The following is a 16,679-nucleotide window of genomic DNA, read 5'->3' on the forward strand; positions in this document are numbered from 1 at the left end:
CCATTATCTATTCCTAAGCCTAAGTCAACACGGACGGTTCCGTAAGGCGAAACATATCGATAGCCGATACCAGGACCGAAAAGAAAATCATCCTTATAATCATCCGTTGCCGTACCGGCATCAAGAAAAACCGCCATGCGCGAATTGGCTATTCCTATAGGGAACTGATACTCCAAAGTTCCGGTAGTAAGATAGCGGGCACCTTTTAACCCGCCTGAATTATGCGGTGCTTCATCCATGTATCCGTAGCCGCGGATAGACTGGTCACCGCCTGCAAAGAAGCGCAGGCTGGGCGGTAAAGTCTCGCTGTCAGGTCCGAAAATGCCGCCTTGCTGCAAACGCATTACCAAACGCGTATTTTCCGTAGGAGAGATAACGCCTTTAAAAGTGGCCAGAGCTCTAAAGAAAGAATAATCGGAAATTCCTGAAGTTGCGCCGGTAAGATCAAGGTTTAAAGAATATCCGTAACGCGGATCAAAACCGCCGGAGCTTTCTCGGCGCGAAAGCTGCAAAGCCGGCATAAAATTCCAGCCGTATCCTTTTTCAGATCCCTGCGTATAATCTTCGTATTCAGCTCTTATAGAGTAATCTCGGCGCCACACTCCGGTATCGTTGGCAACATAATGGAAACTCAAATGCGAACGATCTGATAGCGTATCATTTAAATCGGTATGGGTCTGCGATGCACTTATATAATAATAATCAAGATTCGGATTTTTACGCGGTATCTTATAAACTACCTGAGCATTTTGCGTAACCTGCGATAATTTAGCATATGAAGACAACGAGTCCGCTGCTGTTTAAAAGCGGTTTATCCCATTCAAACAGCATACGCGGACCTTCATCTGTTGAAAAACCGGCACCGACGCGCATCAGATTATTACTGCGTCTTTCAAGATGAACCTTAAGCGGAACTTTATAATCTTCAATAGCTTCCATCTGCGGAGTAATGTCTATCGAGCGATAGAAATTAGTCCGAGTAAGACTTGATTGATAATCACTGATTTCCTTGGTTGAAAAAGGCTTGCCTTCGTTTAAAGTCATCAATGACTCAACAGGTTTTAATAATTCATCAGTTGTTTCATCAGTAATGAATTTGCCGAAAGAATACCTCTTGCCCGTATCAATAAGAAGCTCAATATCGGCAAAATTCTCTTCGGTATAAACCATAATGCGCGAAGACAAAAGTTCCACGTCAAAAAAGCCTAAAGATAAAGCTTTAGAACGCAGATCCGACTTTAATTTTTCATAAGCCCCATGATCAAGCAGCGTATAAGACTTAATCGAGCTGTTAGACAGCAAATCGGAAAATACTTTATAGTCAGCGCCTTCACCTAAAATTTCAACATTGCAATTACGTATAAACAAAGGTTTGCCGGCATCCACGCTTACAACAACTTCAGTGGCGTTAGGATCGTCCCTTTTTGGCAACTCAACTTTAATCTCAGGGTGGTAATAGCCGAATGCGCGCAGTGCTTTTTGCGTATTTTCCCTAATTTCGCGATTAAAAAGAAAAACCCGTTCTTTAGCAATTGCAGGCATGGTATCTAAAAAAGCCTGCACATTATCATGAAGCTGCTGATTCAATCCATCTACTTTAAAAGTTACGTACACGGTATCATCGGGCTTTTGCTCAATAAGCTCGTCATTTGAACCGCAGGAACATAAAAGCACAGCGCACATAACCGCAGTGCAGCAGCACAGGATTTTTCTGCATAAATTTTTTATCTGCGGCAAAACAACAAACATTTTTAACTTTCAGGCCTTTTTTTCAATCCTATTAATTATCGCAAATAATTGAACAAAATAAGTAATTTACTCTAAAAATTAAGCGCTCCTTAAAAGAATTTTCGAAAAAATCAAACGTAGTATCCGCTAATTTTCTAACTAAGATTTTTTGCATCAAAATGCACCGTCAGTATGAACAATTATAGACTTCACTATATAATGATTAGTTTAGCTGAACTTTAACAATATATACCAGAAATCCCTATCCTCTTTAGGGTGGGGATGAATGGCACAAGGCAGCTCACCAGACTTTTGTGTACAATAAAAACAGGTTTATTGTACAGCATGAACCGCAGGACTTGCGGGGATAGCTCGTTGATACTGGCGCCGACAGGTGTCTTGAGCGAGAAGAAGCCCCGCCTTCTTTAAGTCGGGGAGTAAGTCACTAATATAGGCAGAAAAGTTAAAGAGGAAATTATGAGCATGGTTAACAATGACGCCAGTCGTTCACGCCTTAGAATTGCGATTCAAAAATCAGGTCGTTTAACCGACGATACCGAAAAGCTGTTTAAAAACTGTGGAATAAAAATCAACGAAAGCCGCGATCATTTACTTGCTCATGTCGAGAATCTGCCGATTGACATTTTGCGCGTACGTGATGACGACATTCCAGGTCTTGTTATGGATCATGTTGTTGACTGGGGTATCGTCGGACAAAACGTTCTTGAAGAAACCACGATGCAGCGCAAAGTAGACGGCATGCCGACCGGATACCGCGAAGTAATGAAATTAAATTACGGCGACTGCCGCTTATCCGTGGCAATTCCACAGGAAAAGGAATGGCACGGTCTTGCTGATTTGGAAGGATGCAAAATCGCAACTACCTATCCTTTCTTATTGAAAAGAAAACTTAGCGAGCAAGGCATCAACTTCAAACCTGTTCTTTTAACCGGCAGCGTTGAAGTTGCACCGCGCGCCGGCCTTGCCGATGCTATTTGCGATTTGGTCTGTACCGGAGCAACCCTTCAGGCAAACGGCCTGCGTGAAGTTGACACCATCTATGAGTCAAAAGCCGTATTAATCGGCCGCGATCAAGATTTATTCCCTGAAAAGCAGGCAATTGCCGATTTGATTATTCCGCGTCTTAAAGGCGTCATGGCTGCCCGTGAAAGCAAGTACATTATGATGAATGCGCCAAAAGCGATGTTGCAGCAGATAAAGGCAATTCTGCCGGGTGCTGAAAATCCTTCAATAATTGAACTTGAAGGAGAGACTGATCGCGTGGCCTTGCATGTCGTATCTCGTGAAAAACTTTTCTGGGAAACCATGGAGCAGTTAAAAGCACTTGGAGCTACTTCAATTCTGGTAGTTCCTATCGAGAAAATGCTTGATTAATTAAAAGGCGCAAAAATGGATATAAAATTCTGGAATAAATTAAATGATGCCGAACGTGCTGCCGCTTTGACCAGACCTGCGCAAAACGACAGTGCAAAAGTAAGCGAAATTGTCCGTTCGATTATCGACAACATAAAAAAAGACGGCGATAAAGCTTTGCGCAAATATTCAAAAGAACTTGATAAATATGAAGGCAAAGACCTTGAGTTTACCAAAGAAGAAATTAAGGACGCCTGCTCCCGTGTAAGCACTAAGCTTAAAAAAGCCATTAATCTTGCTCTTGCAAATATTAAAGCTTTTCATGCCGCGCAAAAACCCTGTCATGTGACGCTTGAAACCTTCCCCGGTATTACCTGCATGACTGCAACCCATCCGATTGAGTCTGTAGGTCTTTATGTCCCCGGTGGAAGCGCTCCGTTGGTTTCAACGGCGCTGATGCTTGCAGTCCCGGCAAAAATTGCAGGATGCAGTGAAATCATCTTATGTTCACCGCCCCCTGTTTCCGATGCCATCGTTTATGCTGCACATAAAGCCGGCGTTAAGCGTATTTTCCGTATCGGAGGTGCGCAAGCCGTCGCAGCTATGGCTTACGGAACAGAATCGGTTCCTAAAGTTCTTAAAATTTTCGGCCCGGGCAATCAATTCGTTACCATGGCAAAACGTATGGTAAGCGAAGATCCTAACGGTGCTGCCATTGAAATGCCTGCAGGACCTTCTGAAGTTTTGGTAATTGCCGACGACAAAGCAAATCCTGAATTAATCGCTGCAGACTTGTTGTCACAAGCCGAGCACGGTCCAGACTCTCAAGTTATCTTATTAAGCCCGTCGGAAAAGCAAATCAAAGATTCACTTGCCGCCGTTGACAGACAGCTGCAAGCTCTGCCGCGAAAAGAAATCGCTCAAAAAGCTTTATCAAAGAGTACGGCAATTGTTTGCAAAGATTTAGACGAATGTGCTGAAATTTCCTGCAAATATGCTCCTGAACATCTTATTGTTCAGACACAAAAACCTAAGGCACTGCTGCCTAAACTGCGTAATGCCGGCTCTATTTTCCTCGGAGCATACACACCTGAATCTTTAGGTGATTATGCTTCAGGAACCAATCATACTCTGCCTACTTACGGCTACGCCCGTACCGCTTCAGCTTTAGGTACTGATGATTTCAGACGCCGCTTTACCGTCTCCCATGCTTCCAAAAAGGGAATCATCGGTATTGCCGCAACAGTTGAAGCCTTAGCAGCTGCCGAAGGACTTGACGCCCATAAAAACGCAGCAGCAATTCGTGTAAAAGCAGCAAAAGGAACAATTTAGGAGAAAAAGTATGGATATAAAGAAACTTGCAGCAAAACACGTTCAAGAGCTTGTACCGTATCAGTCTGCACGCCGTATCGGCGGTCACGGCCATACTTTTTTAAATGCTAATGAGTCACCTAAAAGCGAGTTGTATTTTTTCAACTCTACGACTTTAAACCGCTATCCTGACTGCCAGCCGCAAGAAGTAGTAACCGCCTACGCCGATTACACCGATCTGCGTCCTGAAAACGTACTTGTAACCCGCGGCTCGGATGAAGGCATCGGGCTTATTGTCCGTACTTTCTGTGAAAAAGGCCAAGACGGTATCGTTATCGCTCCTCCTACTTACGGAATGTACGAAATCGCCGCCCAAACCAATGACGCCAAAGTTGCTTACGCAGTACGCCATGATGATTTTACGTTAGATGCAAAAGCCATCCTTGATGCTGTAGAAAAAGCTCCTTTTAAAGTTAAGGCAGTATTTATCGACAGTCCGGCAAATCCATTGGGCATCATTTTCAATAAAGACGAGCTTTTAAAACTGCTTGATGCTTTACCTGAAACTTTTATCGTCATGGATGAAGCCTATATTGAATTTTCAGCCCAAAATACCGTCGTTGATTTAATAAAAGAGCATAAAAACCTTATAGTGCTTCGTACCTTATCAAAAGCCTTTGCCCTGGCCGGCATCCGCTGCGGTTTTACTTTAGCTGACAAAGAAGTAATAGCTCTTTTAACCAAAGTCATCGATCCGTATCCTATTCCTGATCCGGTAGCTCAAGTTGCCAAACAGGCTCTTGCCTCAGGCGGTAAAGATCTGATGAGGATCCGCGTTTCCATGGCTTTAAAACGCCGCGATATTTTAGAAAGCGCTTTATTGTCATTACCCATTGTCAGCAAAGTATTCCCGTCAGAAGCCAACTTCCTGCTCGTTAAATTTAAAAACGGACCGGAAATTTTCAATGCCGTTGCCCAAAAAGGCATTATTCTGCGATCTTTTGAAACCAAACCGGGGCTTAAAGACTGCATCCGTATTTCCATCGGCTCGGATGAAGAGCTTGATGAATTGATGCGTGTTTTAAGTACTCTTGCTGCGGTATAACAACTTATTAAAGATGAAAAAATATTTATTTATCGACAGAGACGGAACCTTAGTCAGAGAACCTGAAGATTTTCAAGTCGACAGTCTTGAGAAGATATCTTTTGCCCCGAAAGTTATTCCGGCTTTAAACCGTTTAAAAGATGCCGGTTTTACTTTTGTCATGGTATCCAATCAAGACGGATTGGGAACTTCATCTTTTCCGCTTGAAGACTTCACCAAACCGCACGAATTTATCCTGAACACTTTAAAAAGTCAGGGAATTACCTTTGAACAGGTACTAATTTGCCCTCACTTTGAAAAAGATAACTGCGACTGCCGTAAACCCAAGCTTGGCATGGTTATGGCTTATTTAAAAGATACCTCATGGGATAGAGCTCATTCTTTCTTTATCGGAGATCGACAGACCGATCTGCAGATGGGAGAGAATATGGGAATAAATAGTATTCTCTATCATGAAGACTCAATGCCATGGGATAAAATTGCCGATAACCTGACCGTAAGGCATCGTATCGCAACCGTCAGCCGACACACTAAAGAAACCAAGATTGATATCACGGTCGATCTTGATCACCACGGTTGCTCCAAAATCGATACCGGAATGGGATTTTTTGATCACATGCTTGATCAAATTGCTACCCACGGCGGGTTTAATATGGACGTTAAAGTCACAGGTGATTTATTTGTTGATGAACATCACTCCATTGAAGATACCGGCATTGCTTTAGGTACGGCAATAAAAGAAGCTCTTTTAGATAAACGCGGTATCGGACGTTTCGGATTCGTACTGCCTATGGATGAAGTTTATGCCCATGTCTTTGCCGATAAATTAAATGATGACGGCGTGACGGTTGCACTTGATATTTCGGGCAGACCTCACTGCAATTTCACGCTTGACGGAATTTTCAGCGAGGAAAAAGCAGGAACCATGCCGGTACAGATGGTCCCGCACTTTTTTGAATCGCTTGCAGTAGCCTTAGGTCTTACACTGCATATGAAAGTTTCTGACGGCAACTGCCATCACCAGATTGAAGCTTTATTTAAAGCATTCGGACGAGCTTTGCGCCAGGCAATAGCCGTAAGCGGCAACGATCTTCCTTCTTCAAAAGGAACGCTGTAATGAAACTTTGTATCCTTGATACCAAATCAGCTAATTTAAACTCAGTCGTTCAAGCAATAAAACGCCTTGGTATTGACCCTGTAATTTCTGCTGACATCAATACCTTAAATCAAGCGGATAAGCTTATCCTGCCGGGTGTCGGTACTGCTTTAGCCGTTATGTCCGGAATTAATGACGGTAATCTTTACGATTTTATTTTAAATACTAAAAAACCGCTTTTAGGCATTTGTCTTGGCATGCAGGTTTTAGGCTCAGCATCGGCTGAAGTGCCTTTAAACTCAGGATTAAAGGAAATTGAAACCTTAAAGATTGTGCCGGAAAAAGTAAAAAAGCTTCACGGCGATAACATAATTTTGCCGCATATGGGATGGAATACCGTAACACATACCGATCATCCGCTTTTTGCCGGTATTAAGCAGAATGCTTATTTTTATTTCGTACACTCTTTTGCTATGGATGTCGGTGATTATACGATCGGCACTTGTGAGTACGGCGTACGATTTACCGCCGCATTGTGCCGCGATAACTTTATGGGTGTGCAATTCCATCCTGAAAAATCAGGATCGGTCGGCGCTAAACTTTTAAACAACTTTATCAACCTTTAGGTAACGCTTGTGATTATTCCAGCAATCGATCTGCAAGGCGGACAAGTTGTCCGCTTAAAGCAAGGAGATTTTACTCAAAAAACCGTTTTTAATTTTGACCCGACTTCCCGTATCTTGCAGGCGGCCAACCAAGGTGCCCAAATGGCGCACATCGTTGATTTGGACGGAGCCAAAAATCCTGCTAAAAGACAAAGAGCGGCAATAGGACGTATTGTCAAAGCTTCCCCTATTCCGATTCAGACCGGCGGCGGGATACGCTCTGCAAGCGATGTAAAAAACTTGCTTGACAGCGGGGTTGAGCGTGTCGTTATCGGATCCGTAGCAGTTAAAGAGCCGGAACTGGTTCGCGGCTGGATGCGTCGATTCGGCAGCGATCATATTACTTTAGCTTTTGATGTGCGCATCATTGATGATATTGCCTATGTCGCTACCCACGGCTGGCTGCAAACTTCAAACCTCAAGCTTGAAACCGCCATTTCGAGATATTTAAGTTCAGGCCTTGAACATGTCTTGGTTACCGATATCAGCAAAGACGGAATGATGAAAGGCGCAAACAACAGTCTCTATTCAAAGCTTGCCGCTCAATTTCCGCAAATTGACATTATTGCATCCGGCGGGATTTCATCCCTTGATGATATTAAAGCCGTCGCGCAGTCAGGAGCCACCTCAGTAGTGTTGGGACGCTCCCTTTTAGAAGGACGTTTTACCGTCAAGGAGGCGATTAAATGCTGGCAAAACGCATAATTCCGTGCCTTGACGTCCGTGACGGAGTCGTTGTTAAAGGAGTGCAGTTTAAAAATCACGAAGTCATGGGATCTATCGTTGATTTAGCTAAACGCTATGCAGACGAAGGCGCAGACGAACTTGTTTTTTATGACATCACGGCCTCTGCCGACAAACGCCGCGTTGATAAATCATGGGTGGCCAAAATTGCCGAAGTCATAAATATTCCTTTTGCCGTAGCAGGCGGAATTAAAACCGAAGAAGACGCACAGCAAATTTTGGCATATGGCGCTGATAAAATTTCCATTAACAGTCCGGCACTTGCCGATCCTTCATTAATTACACGACTTGCCGATCGTTTCGGCGTACAGTGCGTCGTTGTGGGAATCGACACTTATTACGATGCCGCATCCGATACTTATCAGGTTAAGCAATATACAGGCAAAACCGAAAGTACCGTTACCACCAAGTGGCAAACTCTTGATTGGGTTAAGGAAGTACAAAAGCGCGGAGCCGGTGAAATCGTGCTTAACATGATGAATCAAGACGGTATGCGCAACGGTTATGATTTAAAACAATTAAAAGCAGTCCGAGAAATCTGCAAAGTTCCGCTTATAGCGTCAGGCGGAGCCGGTACTATGGAACATTTTTACGATGCCTTTAACGAATGTGATGTAGACGGAGCATTAGCCGCTTCCGTTTTCCATAAAAAAATCATTGATATTGGTGAACTTAAAAAATTCTTGAGAGAAAAAGGAGTAATAATCCGTGATAACCCCTAAGCCCGTGCTTGATTATTGCTACGGTTTTGAAAAAATTGACGAACTTGATTTTGAAAAAGGCAACGGTTTAATTCCCGCCGTTATTCAAAATGCTCAAACCGGTCAAGTCCTGATGGTAGGTTACATGAATAAAGAAGCACTGCAGAAAACCATCTCCAGCCGCTTCGTAACTTTCTATAGCCGCGATCGTCAAAAATTATGGACTAAAGGCGAGGAAAGCGGAAATTTCCTGCATCTTCGTGCCATCACGACCGATTGCGACAAAGATACCTTATTAATCTTAGTCCGACCTGACGGTCCCACCTGCCACAAAGGAACCGTGAGCTGTTTTGACGCATCTCCTCTTCCGGATGCAACCGTCCGTTACATTATGAATATGATGAAATAAGAAAAAGCTATGACAACCGATTCTTACATCAACACTCACATTGGTTTAGAAACCGAGACCGTCGTGATCTTCGTTGCCCTTGCGATAATTGCAATGGGTATCGATATGTGGGCGCACCGTTCCGATAAGCCCATAGCTTTAAAGCAGGCAATCGCTTGGACTTTATTTTGGATCTCTATAGGACTCGGCTTTGCCGGATTTTTATATTTTCATTTCAACGGTGAAGTTGCATCGTTGTATCTTGCCGGATATCTGTTTGAACAGGCTTTGTCTGTTGACAATCTGTTCGTAATGATGGCCATTTTTGCCTGGTTTAAAGTCCCGGAGAAATATTGTCATCGTGTTTTATACTGGGGTGTTCTCGGTGCGGTAGTATTCCGCATGATCTTTGTAGTAATCGGCTCAGCGTTATTTGCCATGGGTCCCGTTGTTGAAATAATCTTTGCCTTAATGGTTGCAGCTTCTGGACTTATGATGCTTAAAAAGCATGATGATGCAGACGAAAACAAAGATTTTTCCTCACATCTTGCTTACAAAACCGTTCGCTTTTTCATTCCGGTATTTCCGCGCATCGTCGGACATAATTTTTTCTTAAGGCGTGAAGAAGTTCATAAAGAACTGGAAAAGCCCGAAAATAAATCCATCGTGCTAAAGCGCTCCGGACCTTGGTTTGCCACTCCGCTGTTTTTATGCTTGGCAGTTATAGAAACTACCGATGTAATGTTCGCTTTCGACTCGGTGCCTGCAGTTATTGCGGTCAGCCGTGAACCGCTTATCGTTTATTCCGCAATGATTTTTGCGGTCCTCGGTCTTCGTTCCATGTACTTCGTGCTTGATGCTATGCGTCAATATCTGGTGCATCTTGAAAAGGCCGTTACCGTACTGCTCTTTTTCATTGCCTTTAAGTTAGCAGCCTCTGCAAGCCTGCATCTTTTCGGCTTCGGTATCGATATCAGCGTTTACACTTCGCTTATAGTCATCGCCGTGATTTTGTCTTTAGGCATTATCGCAAGCTTTGTCTTTCCTAAGAAAAAATAAGTTTTTCTTTGCCGTTCCCTATGCTAAAGGAACGGCATTCTCTAATTAAAACAAGTTCCTTTCTATATGCTCTTCAATTAGTTTTCTGGCTTTATCTATCGAGTTTTCCCGACAAAAAAGCTTAAAAAACTCAACTAGATTCTTATCAGTGCGTCTTGCAAAACCCAAAAACTGCTTAGCGCGATCTAAAACCGATTTTTCCATAAAATTACGGTCAATAAGTTCCTGAATAAACTCATCAACCACTTTTAAAACATAAGATGTCGAGTAAGGATCGGCTCCTTCTTTCAAAACGGCACCGGCATTGGGAATAGACAAAGCACCGCGGCCTACCATTAAGCGATCCGTTTTAGCAGCCTTGGCACATTCCTGACCGTCTTCGTAAGACAAAATATCACCGTTTGCCACCATTGGTATTCCGCGAGCAAACTCTTTAACCTTACCGATAACAGACCAATCAAGAGCGCTTTCTGAATACAAATCCTTGCGTGTTCTTGCATGCATGATAATTTCATTGACGCCGTCAACCGCAATAGCTGAAACGATTTCAGGTGCTTCCGTCTTACTTAAAAATCCGGTTCTTACTTTAACGGATAAGAAAATATCAGGAGGTAAAGCATCTCGTACCGCAGACACAATTTCATGCATCAAATCGGGCTCTTTAAGCAGCATCGCCCCACCGTGATGAACGAAACGGGATGGACAGCCGAAATTAACATCAATACTTTTAGCCCCCAATTTTACAGCTCTCTTTGCCGTATCGGCTATAGCTTTAGGATTATCGCCTAAAAGCTGAACTCTTACTAAAGTTCCGCTTGATGTACGGGCATTATTTTCCTTTAGTTCAGGAACTTCCCTTTCTAAGGTTTTATAGGGCAAAACCACATCGGTGACTCGAATAAATTCTGAAAAACATTCATCATAATCACCATGAGCCGTCAAAATTTTACGTAAAGGAGGATCTGCAACACCCTCCATCGGTGCTAAATAAACCTTATTAATATCCATAACTGTAAGACGGAAAAAGACAAAAATTTGCGCTATTTTACCTTAAATCCAACTAAAATGCCTTTAAACAAATTCAGCTATGTATTGTTTAACCCAATAAGTAAAAAAAACTTTTTTGCTAAATTTTCTCGACGACATTCATCTTAATGAACTCACTGCTAAAATATTACCGCTTTTAGCTTAAAGTAAAGGAGAAGCTTAAAAATGCTTATTGCAACGCATGACGGAACCTTTCATGCAGACGAAACAGTTGCCTGCGCCGTTTTAAGTTATGTTTTTGACAACCCCTCCGTCATCCGTACAAGAAATCCTATTGAACTTGAAAAAGCCGACATTATTATTGATGTTTCAGGTAAAAACGATAACCGTCACTTTGATCACCATTCAAAAGAATTTACTTTAAGCCGTGATAATGGGATCCGCTATGCTACAGCCGGTCTTATGTGGCAGAAATTCGGCAAAGATTTTCTAAAAAAAATAGCTTTAGAACTGATAAAAACCCATTATGAAGATGACATTATAGACGCTGCCTTTAAACGCATTGACCATGAGATCATGTGCATGGTGGATCTTAATGACAACGGTCAATTAAATGAGTTTTTAGAAAAAAAAATAGCTCCTAAAACCGCAGAGGGGCGAAATGTTTTCAATGCCTTAAACGAGTTTTACCAAATCGATCCGGGGATCCCCTACATCGTTGCCATGCAAAATCTTCCGGCCGTAAGCGGACATGAGCAGGATAAGGCTTTTATGCAGACGGTAAAAATGCTTAAGCAAATTCTGCAAAATGCCTCCATAAATGCATTAAATACCGAATTTGGGATAAAAGAAGTTTTAAAGGTATATGACGGCGGCGAAATTTTAATTATGCACACCAGACTGCCATGGACTCAGGCTGTGCTTAGTCATTTTGATGTTTTTAAAAACTGTGTCCTTGCGGTTTATCCCGATCGTAAGCGCGGATGGCGCGTTCAATCTTTACCACTGTCTAAAGCTTCACGTTTTGCCAATCGCTGCGGTGCTCCCCTAACCTGGCGCGGTCTTGACGGACAGAGTCTTGATAAAGCTTCAGGATTAAACGGCACGATTTTTGTTCATAAAGCAGGTTTTACCGGCGGAGCACTATCTTTTGAGACCAATCTTGAGATGGCCAAACTTTGGCTTAAGCTCGGTGAATATCCGGTAGAAAACTAAAAAAAATTCCTCAGTGCTTGCTGAGGAACTTCTTTAAGACTTACATATTACGGGGCAAAATATCCGCCGCCTGAACCTTTATCATTATCTTTAGGCGAACTGTTGCTGCCGTCATCATATCTTGCGTTATTACTGTTATTCTGCCCGGAAAAGGCAGCCGTGCCGTATTTATTTACCGTAGTTCTGATATCTTTTCCTAATAAGTAAACGTAAATAAGCGGTAAAAACGCTATAACGGTATAAGGCAGAGGAATATGCACGAAATACTGCAATAAAAGTATTACGGCAACAACTGTATTGGCAAACGCCGAAACTCTAAGCATTGAAGCAAAATTAATTTTTATCTTACTGACTAAAATCAGCAAAATTCGTCCTATAAGCGCTATTATCAAAGCGTTAAAGGCTAACATTACAAAAAACCACAGCGTGATCATCCCCCATACGGTAAACCATGACGAATTAAATACGCTGTCTAAAGAAGCAGCCGCCTCATAAGGCTCAAAATTTGCGTTAGTCGGAAAAATTGATGAATAAGGCACGGCATTAGACTGATCAAATGATTTAAATACTACTGAAGTGCTGGTAAGTTCAATCGGCGCCTTTAGAGCATCTCCCTCCAATATTTTATTATCAGGATTATAAATTATTGACGGATTGCCTTTTGAGTTTCTTATCTCGACAAAATTCTGCGATCCGTCTTTTGGACTTAAGACACCGTTTGCATCAAGATAGCTTGGCGGGATCTTGGAAACCAAAGTCACCAGTTCCATCTGTTTTAAGCTTGACAGAACATCCATAACTTTTACACAAGCAGGAAAAGCTATCAGCGCGCAAATCAAAAACAAATAATAAAAGCCCCAGCCGCGCATCTTAAATAAAACATGCAAATAAAAAGCACGGGAAGATAAAGCTTTTAAAGGATAAAATATGGAATCTAAATTAAATTTAAGTAACATAAGCTTAACTATTAACAAAGATAGAAAAAATATAGCACAGCGATATTTTTTTATGCAAATTCAGGGAAAAAAATGATAAAAAAAACTCCATTTAAATTCATTCTGTCTGCTATTTTAGGCTTTTGCCTTGCTTATAACGCAACTGCTGCAGAAATTTTCGGCAGTTACTCAAAAGGATGCATCAAAGACGCAGTCGCTTTTCCTAAAGAATCTTCATATCATCAATCACTTCTGTCACATAGCGGACGCAACTATGCCCACCCTGACATGGTAAAATATCTTAATGATTTGATTGCCAAAGTGAAACAAGCAGGTCTTCCTCCGATTTTAATCGGTGATATTTCATTAAAAACGGGAGGAGATCTGGGGCCGAACTCCGATCATGCAAGCCATAACATCGGACTTGATGTTGATATCCCTTTTGTTTTTGCTTCACCGCGAAAAACGACCGCGGAGCTTAAAAAGCTAAAATATGTTTATTTGGTAAACAAAAACACTTTAACAAAAGATTTTACGTACGAAAGAGCTGAACTTATCCGTCTTGCCGCAAGTGATCCTAAAGTCACCAGAATCTTTGTCAGCCCGTTAATCAAAGAAGGATTATGTCAATTCTATAAAGGACAAGACAGAAGCTGGCTTTCAAAAGTAAGACCGTGGTTTGGACATAGAGCCCATATGCATGTAAGACTTGCCTGCCCGCCGGACAGTCCTTACTGCGTAAATCAAGATCTTCCGCCTGAAGGTGACGGCTGCGGCAAAGAACTCATCAGTTGGTTTATGCCGGCAGACATTAACCATCCGCTGCCTAAAGTTAAGCGTCAGCGTTTAAAAATTCCTGCACAGTGTGAAGCGATACTCAACCGCGATTAAACATATGGGCAAGGCGTTTAAAAAACGATCCTTGCTCTTTGCTGACTACAACCTCAATAGAGATTCCCTGGAAAGTAAACTGCCTGCAATAAGTTCCGTCTATTGCGGCGTTTATTTCTTCAACTACCTTCATCATGGTACTCTTAAGCTCATCAAGCCAAGGAGTACGTTCTTCCAAAATAACCTGCTTTAAAAAAGCCCTTGAGGCAAGCAAATACTGAGGATCGTTAGGACGCGGAATTTTAGCGTACTCATCCCAAGGAATACCTGTAATATACTGAATCCACTGTCTTAAAGGAGCATTACTCCAATAACAGGACAACGGATCGTGCACTTCACGCATGAAATGATTGAAAAGCTCATTAATTCTGTCAATACAGCATTGACGATCATGCCGATTTCCTGAAATCTCATAACGGCGATATAAAATCTGATTATTGCCCTTCTTTATTTCTTTAAAGCATTTGACAAAAGATCCTTGGGGACTGTCGGATCTGAACATCAGCGGGCTTAATCTGTCTTTGCTGTTATGTCTGTACAGCGCATCGTAATTGTAGTTTTCAAAATGCTCTTCAGCTCTTTCCTTTAAATAATGGTGGACCATAGAGCGAATTAACTGCCGTTTTTGATCAGTACTTAAAAAATCCTCTAAATGACGGATAAAAAAGGCCGTAAAATCCTCACGAATAGCTTGAGGCATACTTAAAATATTTCCCTCATGCAATGCTATTTCCTGAGCATACTTAACTTTTTTATCATAAATTGAGTAATAAATAAGCACCCATAGCTTCATTTGCAGATTGAGCACGCGATTAAAAACAAAATCAGCCATTGCGTCAAGATTTTTAAGATGTGCAATATCAGGAAGACTTTGACGCTTAAAAACCCAATCATGCGAAAATACACTTAAAGCATACCAATTTAAATTATCGGCAAGACCGTCAGAAAAGAAACGTTTTATCGCTGCAGGAGAAATTTCTTTAAAAGATTGAGGATTATTTTCAAACCACACATCACTTACGCTGGGAAGCGGCCATAAAGTGGTAATAGGCAAACCTCCCTGCTTTAAAGACTGAGGATTATTTTTATATAAAGATAAAAAGAACCAAATGGCAACAAGCGAATGAAGACGACATAAAAGCGGGGTATAGCGCGTATTGGACTCATCCTTGACCGGCAGACCTAAATACTCCAGCATTTGTGACGGTCGAATAAGCTTTGCTATCTCTTCATTTTGCCTGAATACTTCCTGCCAAGTGGTTACGATACCCTGAACGCTGATTGCTTTTCTTACAAAAGAACGACACGGTTCAATTCCGGGATTTAAACACACAACCTGCTTGTCACGTAAAAAATCACAGTTTAAAACTTCCTGAAGCGTAGGAAAATTTCCTTCCATAATAAGCTTACGCGAAATACCGTGATCAAGAGCGTTAGTCCAGCGCACTCGTGACGGATTTTGCGGTCTTAAAAAAGTATGCAAATATACCGACGGACGCTCTTCTTTTTGATCCCAACGCAAAACACCGACTTCAAGAGCGGTATCAAGTTCACCGTCATTGGGATTATAAAAGTCTAAAAAATATAAAGCAGATTTAGGCATTTTAAATTCTGAAACTAAAATGCAGCGGATCCGCTGCATTTTTTATTTATATAAATTAATAAACCCCGGGCAACGACGTATCATCAACGATTACAGCTCCGCCGTTATCTTGTGTCCCTACTGTCTCATAAGAGCTTGAAGACGATATCTCCAAAGGCTCGGATGAAACCGTACTTATAGGCTGTGTGTCAGAATACGTTCCTGATGAAGCTTGAGACTGATCAATGACAGGAGGATTGCTCGAAGGTTTCTGAACCGGGACGTTTTCCATATAATCAAAAATCGTATAAATCTTCTTTACACCGTCAATTTTCTGAACTTCATTGACGGCACGAATGGCTTCATCACGGGTTACATAACCTAATAGGTAAACCATACTGTCTTCAGTTACGACCTTAAATCTTCCAGAACGAATATTTTCACCGAATAAAAGCTTGGTCTTAATCTTAGACGTTATATAAGTGTCATTTGCGGTAACACCGGCCGAAACTGGTTGTTTGAAAGTAACAAAATTATATACTTTACGTACATAATCAAGGCGCTTAATCTTTTCAAGACAAGAATTAAAATACTCGCTGTTAATAGTTTGACCGACTAAAAGTACATTTCCCGACATAGAAATAACCGAAACGGAAAAATCATCTTTTTTAGACAACTTCTCATTTTCTTTAAAAATCTTGTACGCATTCTGCTCTATAGTCTCATCATAAAACATAGAATCGATAGTACGACTGTCAGAACCGATTATGGCTCCGGTAGTTCCTGTAGCAGCTCCGACCGCTACGGCAGCGCATCCTGACATAATAAAAGGAACAGAGCAAAAAGCCCCGATCGCAATTAATTTTAATAAATTATTCTGTTTCATAATCTGCCGCTT

General features: G+C 41.8%; 17 protein-coding genes. 11 read left to right on the forward strand and 6 right to left on the reverse strand.

Annotated elements, in window-relative coordinates:
* A partial coding sequence (locus tag QZ019_RS01970; protein WP_295481933.1) for an autotransporter assembly complex family protein occupies positions 1 to 785 on the reverse strand: 785 nt, incomplete at its 3' end.
* Complete coding sequence (locus tag QZ019_RS01975) at positions 769 to 1,683, reverse strand: POTRA domain-containing protein (RefSeq protein WP_295481934.1); 915 nt, start codon at positions 1,681 to 1,683, stop codon at positions 769 to 771. The genes QZ019_RS01975 and QZ019_RS01970, both read right to left, overlap by 17 nt.
* A gap of 522 nt (positions 1,684 to 2,205) precedes the next feature.
* Between QZ019_RS01975 and hisG the strand changes: the two genes are divergently transcribed.
* Genes hisG through QZ019_RS02020 form a run of 9 tightly spaced genes read left to right on the forward strand, consistent with a single transcriptional unit; the run spans position 2,206 to position 10,171 of the window.
* On the forward strand, positions 2,206 to 3,123 hold the full coding sequence (gene hisG, locus QZ019_RS01980; protein ID WP_294567099.1) for an ATP phosphoribosyltransferase: 918 nt from the start codon (positions 2,206 to 2,208) through the stop codon (positions 3,121 to 3,123).
* Positions 3,124 to 3,138: 15 nt separating this feature from the next.
* Positions 3,139 to 4,434 (forward strand): histidinol dehydrogenase, encoded by a 1,296-nt coding sequence (gene hisD / locus QZ019_RS01985; protein ID WP_294567097.1) that lies wholly within the window; start codon positions 3,139 to 3,141, stop codon positions 4,432 to 4,434.
* 10 nt (positions 4,435 to 4,444) lie between these two features.
* A complete protein-coding gene (gene hisC / locus QZ019_RS01990; protein ID WP_295481936.1) occupies positions 4,445 to 5,518 on the forward strand; it encodes a histidinol-phosphate transaminase in 1,074 nt (357 codons plus the stop codon).
* A gap of 13 nt (positions 5,519 to 5,531) precedes the next feature.
* Positions 5,532 to 6,635, forward strand: coding sequence for a bifunctional histidinol-phosphatase/imidazoleglycerol-phosphate dehydratase HisB (gene hisB, locus QZ019_RS01995; RefSeq protein ID WP_295481938.1), 1,104 nt, complete (start codon positions 5,532 to 5,534; stop codon positions 6,633 to 6,635).
* Entirely contained in the window at positions 6,635 to 7,240 is a 606-nt protein-coding gene (hisH, locus tag QZ019_RS02000; protein WP_294567091.1) for an imidazole glycerol phosphate synthase subunit HisH, read from the forward strand. The genes hisB and hisH overlap by 1 nt, the downstream gene beginning before the upstream one ends.
* A 9-nt stretch (positions 7,241 to 7,249) precedes the next feature.
* Positions 7,250 to 7,984 carry a 1-(5-phosphoribosyl)-5-[(5-phosphoribosylamino)methylideneamino]imidazole-4-carboxamide isomerase gene (gene hisA / locus QZ019_RS02005; protein WP_294567088.1) on the forward strand — a complete coding sequence of 245 codons (735 nt, stop codon included), beginning with the start codon at positions 7,250 to 7,252 and terminating at the stop codon, positions 7,982 to 7,984.
* Positions 7,966 to 8,745 carry an imidazole glycerol phosphate synthase subunit HisF gene (gene hisF / locus QZ019_RS02010; RefSeq protein WP_295481940.1) on the forward strand — a complete coding sequence of 260 codons (780 nt, stop codon included), beginning with the start codon at positions 7,966 to 7,968 and terminating at the stop codon, positions 8,743 to 8,745. The genes hisA and hisF overlap by 19 nt, the downstream gene beginning before the upstream one ends.
* The gene (hisI, locus tag QZ019_RS02015; RefSeq protein ID WP_294567082.1) at positions 8,732 to 9,133 is read left to right on the forward strand and encodes a phosphoribosyl-AMP cyclohydrolase; all 402 of its coding nucleotides are present in this window, start codon (positions 8,732 to 8,734) and stop codon (positions 9,131 to 9,133) included. The genes hisF and hisI overlap by 14 nt, the downstream gene beginning before the upstream one ends.
* A gap of 9 nt (positions 9,134 to 9,142) precedes the next feature.
* On the forward strand, positions 9,143 to 10,171 hold the full coding sequence (locus tag QZ019_RS02020) for a TerC/Alx family metal homeostasis membrane protein (RefSeq protein ID WP_294567081.1): 1,029 nt from the start codon (positions 9,143 to 9,145) through the stop codon (positions 10,169 to 10,171).
* Between the two features lie 45 nt (positions 10,172 to 10,216).
* Here QZ019_RS02020 and QZ019_RS02025 read toward each other — a convergent pair whose 3' ends face one another.
* A complete protein-coding gene (locus QZ019_RS02025) occupies positions 10,217 to 11,179 on the reverse strand; it encodes a tRNA-dihydrouridine synthase (RefSeq protein WP_294567078.1) in 963 nt (320 codons plus the stop codon).
* Between the two features lie 204 nt (positions 11,180 to 11,383).
* On the opposite strand from QZ019_RS02025, the gene QZ019_RS02030 reads away from it, so the two are divergent.
* Positions 11,384 to 12,373, forward strand: coding sequence for an MYG1 family protein (locus QZ019_RS02030; RefSeq protein ID WP_295481943.1), 990 nt, complete (start codon positions 11,384 to 11,386; stop codon positions 12,371 to 12,373).
* A gap of 47 nt (positions 12,374 to 12,420) precedes the next feature.
* Here QZ019_RS02030 and QZ019_RS02035 read toward each other — a convergent pair whose 3' ends face one another.
* On the reverse strand, positions 12,421 to 13,329 hold the full coding sequence (locus QZ019_RS02035) for a DUF1189 family protein (protein WP_295481945.1): 909 nt from the start codon (positions 13,327 to 13,329) through the stop codon (positions 12,421 to 12,423).
* 72 nt (positions 13,330 to 13,401) lie between these two features.
* On the opposite strand from QZ019_RS02035, the gene QZ019_RS02040 reads away from it, so the two are divergent.
* On the forward strand, positions 13,402 to 14,199 hold the full coding sequence (locus QZ019_RS02040) for a penicillin-insensitive murein endopeptidase (protein ID WP_295481946.1): 798 nt from the start codon (positions 13,402 to 13,404) through the stop codon (positions 14,197 to 14,199).
* Here the strand turns inward: QZ019_RS02040 and QZ019_RS02045 are convergent.
* Both QZ019_RS02045 and QZ019_RS02050 read right to left on the reverse strand, forming a co-directional pair.
* Positions 14,186 to 15,802 carry a hypothetical protein gene (locus QZ019_RS02045; RefSeq protein ID WP_295481949.1) on the reverse strand — a complete coding sequence of 539 codons (1,617 nt, stop codon included), beginning with the start codon at positions 15,800 to 15,802 and terminating at the stop codon, positions 14,186 to 14,188. The two genes, QZ019_RS02040 and QZ019_RS02045, sit on opposite strands and share 14 nt — an antisense overlap.
* A gap of 55 nt (positions 15,803 to 15,857) precedes the next feature.
* Positions 15,858 to 16,667: a BON domain-containing protein gene (locus tag QZ019_RS02050; RefSeq protein WP_295481951.1), complete on the reverse strand. Its 810-nt coding sequence runs from the start codon at positions 16,665 to 16,667 to the stop codon at positions 15,858 to 15,860.
* Between the last annotated feature and the right edge of the window lie 12 nt (positions 16,668 to 16,679).

This window comes from uncultured Succinatimonas sp., from assembly GCF_905203285.1.
In the GTDB taxonomy this organism is placed as follows: Bacteria; Pseudomonadota; Gammaproteobacteria; order Enterobacterales; family Succinivibrionaceae; genus Succinatimonas.

Coding starts and splice junctions, on each gene's coding strand:
- QZ019_RS01975 (WP_295481934.1), bottom strand. CDS start 1,683: ATGTGCGCTGTGCTTTTATGTTCCTGCGGTTCAAATGACGAGCTTATT.
- hisG (WP_294567099.1), top strand. CDS start 2,206: ATGAGCATGGTTAACAATGACGCCAGTCGTTCACGCCTTAGAATTGCG.
- hisD (WP_294567097.1), top strand. CDS start 3,139: ATGGATATAAAATTCTGGAATAAATTAAATGATGCCGAACGTGCTGCC.
- hisC (WP_295481936.1), top strand. CDS start 4,445: ATGGATATAAAGAAACTTGCAGCAAAACACGTTCAAGAGCTTGTACCG.
- hisB (WP_295481938.1), top strand. CDS start 5,532: ATGAAAAAATATTTATTTATCGACAGAGACGGAACCTTAGTCAGAGAA.
- hisH (WP_294567091.1), top strand. CDS start 6,635: ATGAAACTTTGTATCCTTGATACCAAATCAGCTAATTTAAACTCAGTC.
- hisF (WP_295481940.1), top strand. CDS start 7,966: ATGCTGGCAAAACGCATAATTCCGTGCCTTGACGTCCGTGACGGAGTC.
- QZ019_RS02020 (WP_294567081.1), top strand. CDS start 9,143: ATGACAACCGATTCTTACATCAACACTCACATTGGTTTAGAAACCGAG.
- QZ019_RS02025 (WP_294567078.1), bottom strand. CDS start 11,179: ATGGATATTAATAAGGTTTATTTAGCACCGATGGAGGGTGTTGCAGAT.
- QZ019_RS02030 (WP_295481943.1), top strand. CDS start 11,384: ATGCTTATTGCAACGCATGACGGAACCTTTCATGCAGACGAAACAGTT.
- QZ019_RS02035 (WP_295481945.1), bottom strand. CDS start 13,329: ATGTTACTTAAATTTAATTTAGATTCCATATTTTATCCTTTAAAAGCT.
- QZ019_RS02040 (WP_295481946.1), top strand. CDS start 13,402: ATGATAAAAAAAACTCCATTTAAATTCATTCTGTCTGCTATTTTAGGC.
- QZ019_RS02045 (WP_295481949.1), bottom strand. CDS start 15,802: ATGCCTAAATCTGCTTTATATTTTTTAGACTTTTATAATCCCAATGAC.
- QZ019_RS02050 (WP_295481951.1), bottom strand. CDS start 16,667: ATGAAACAGAATAATTTATTAAAATTAATTGCGATCGGGGCTTTTTGC.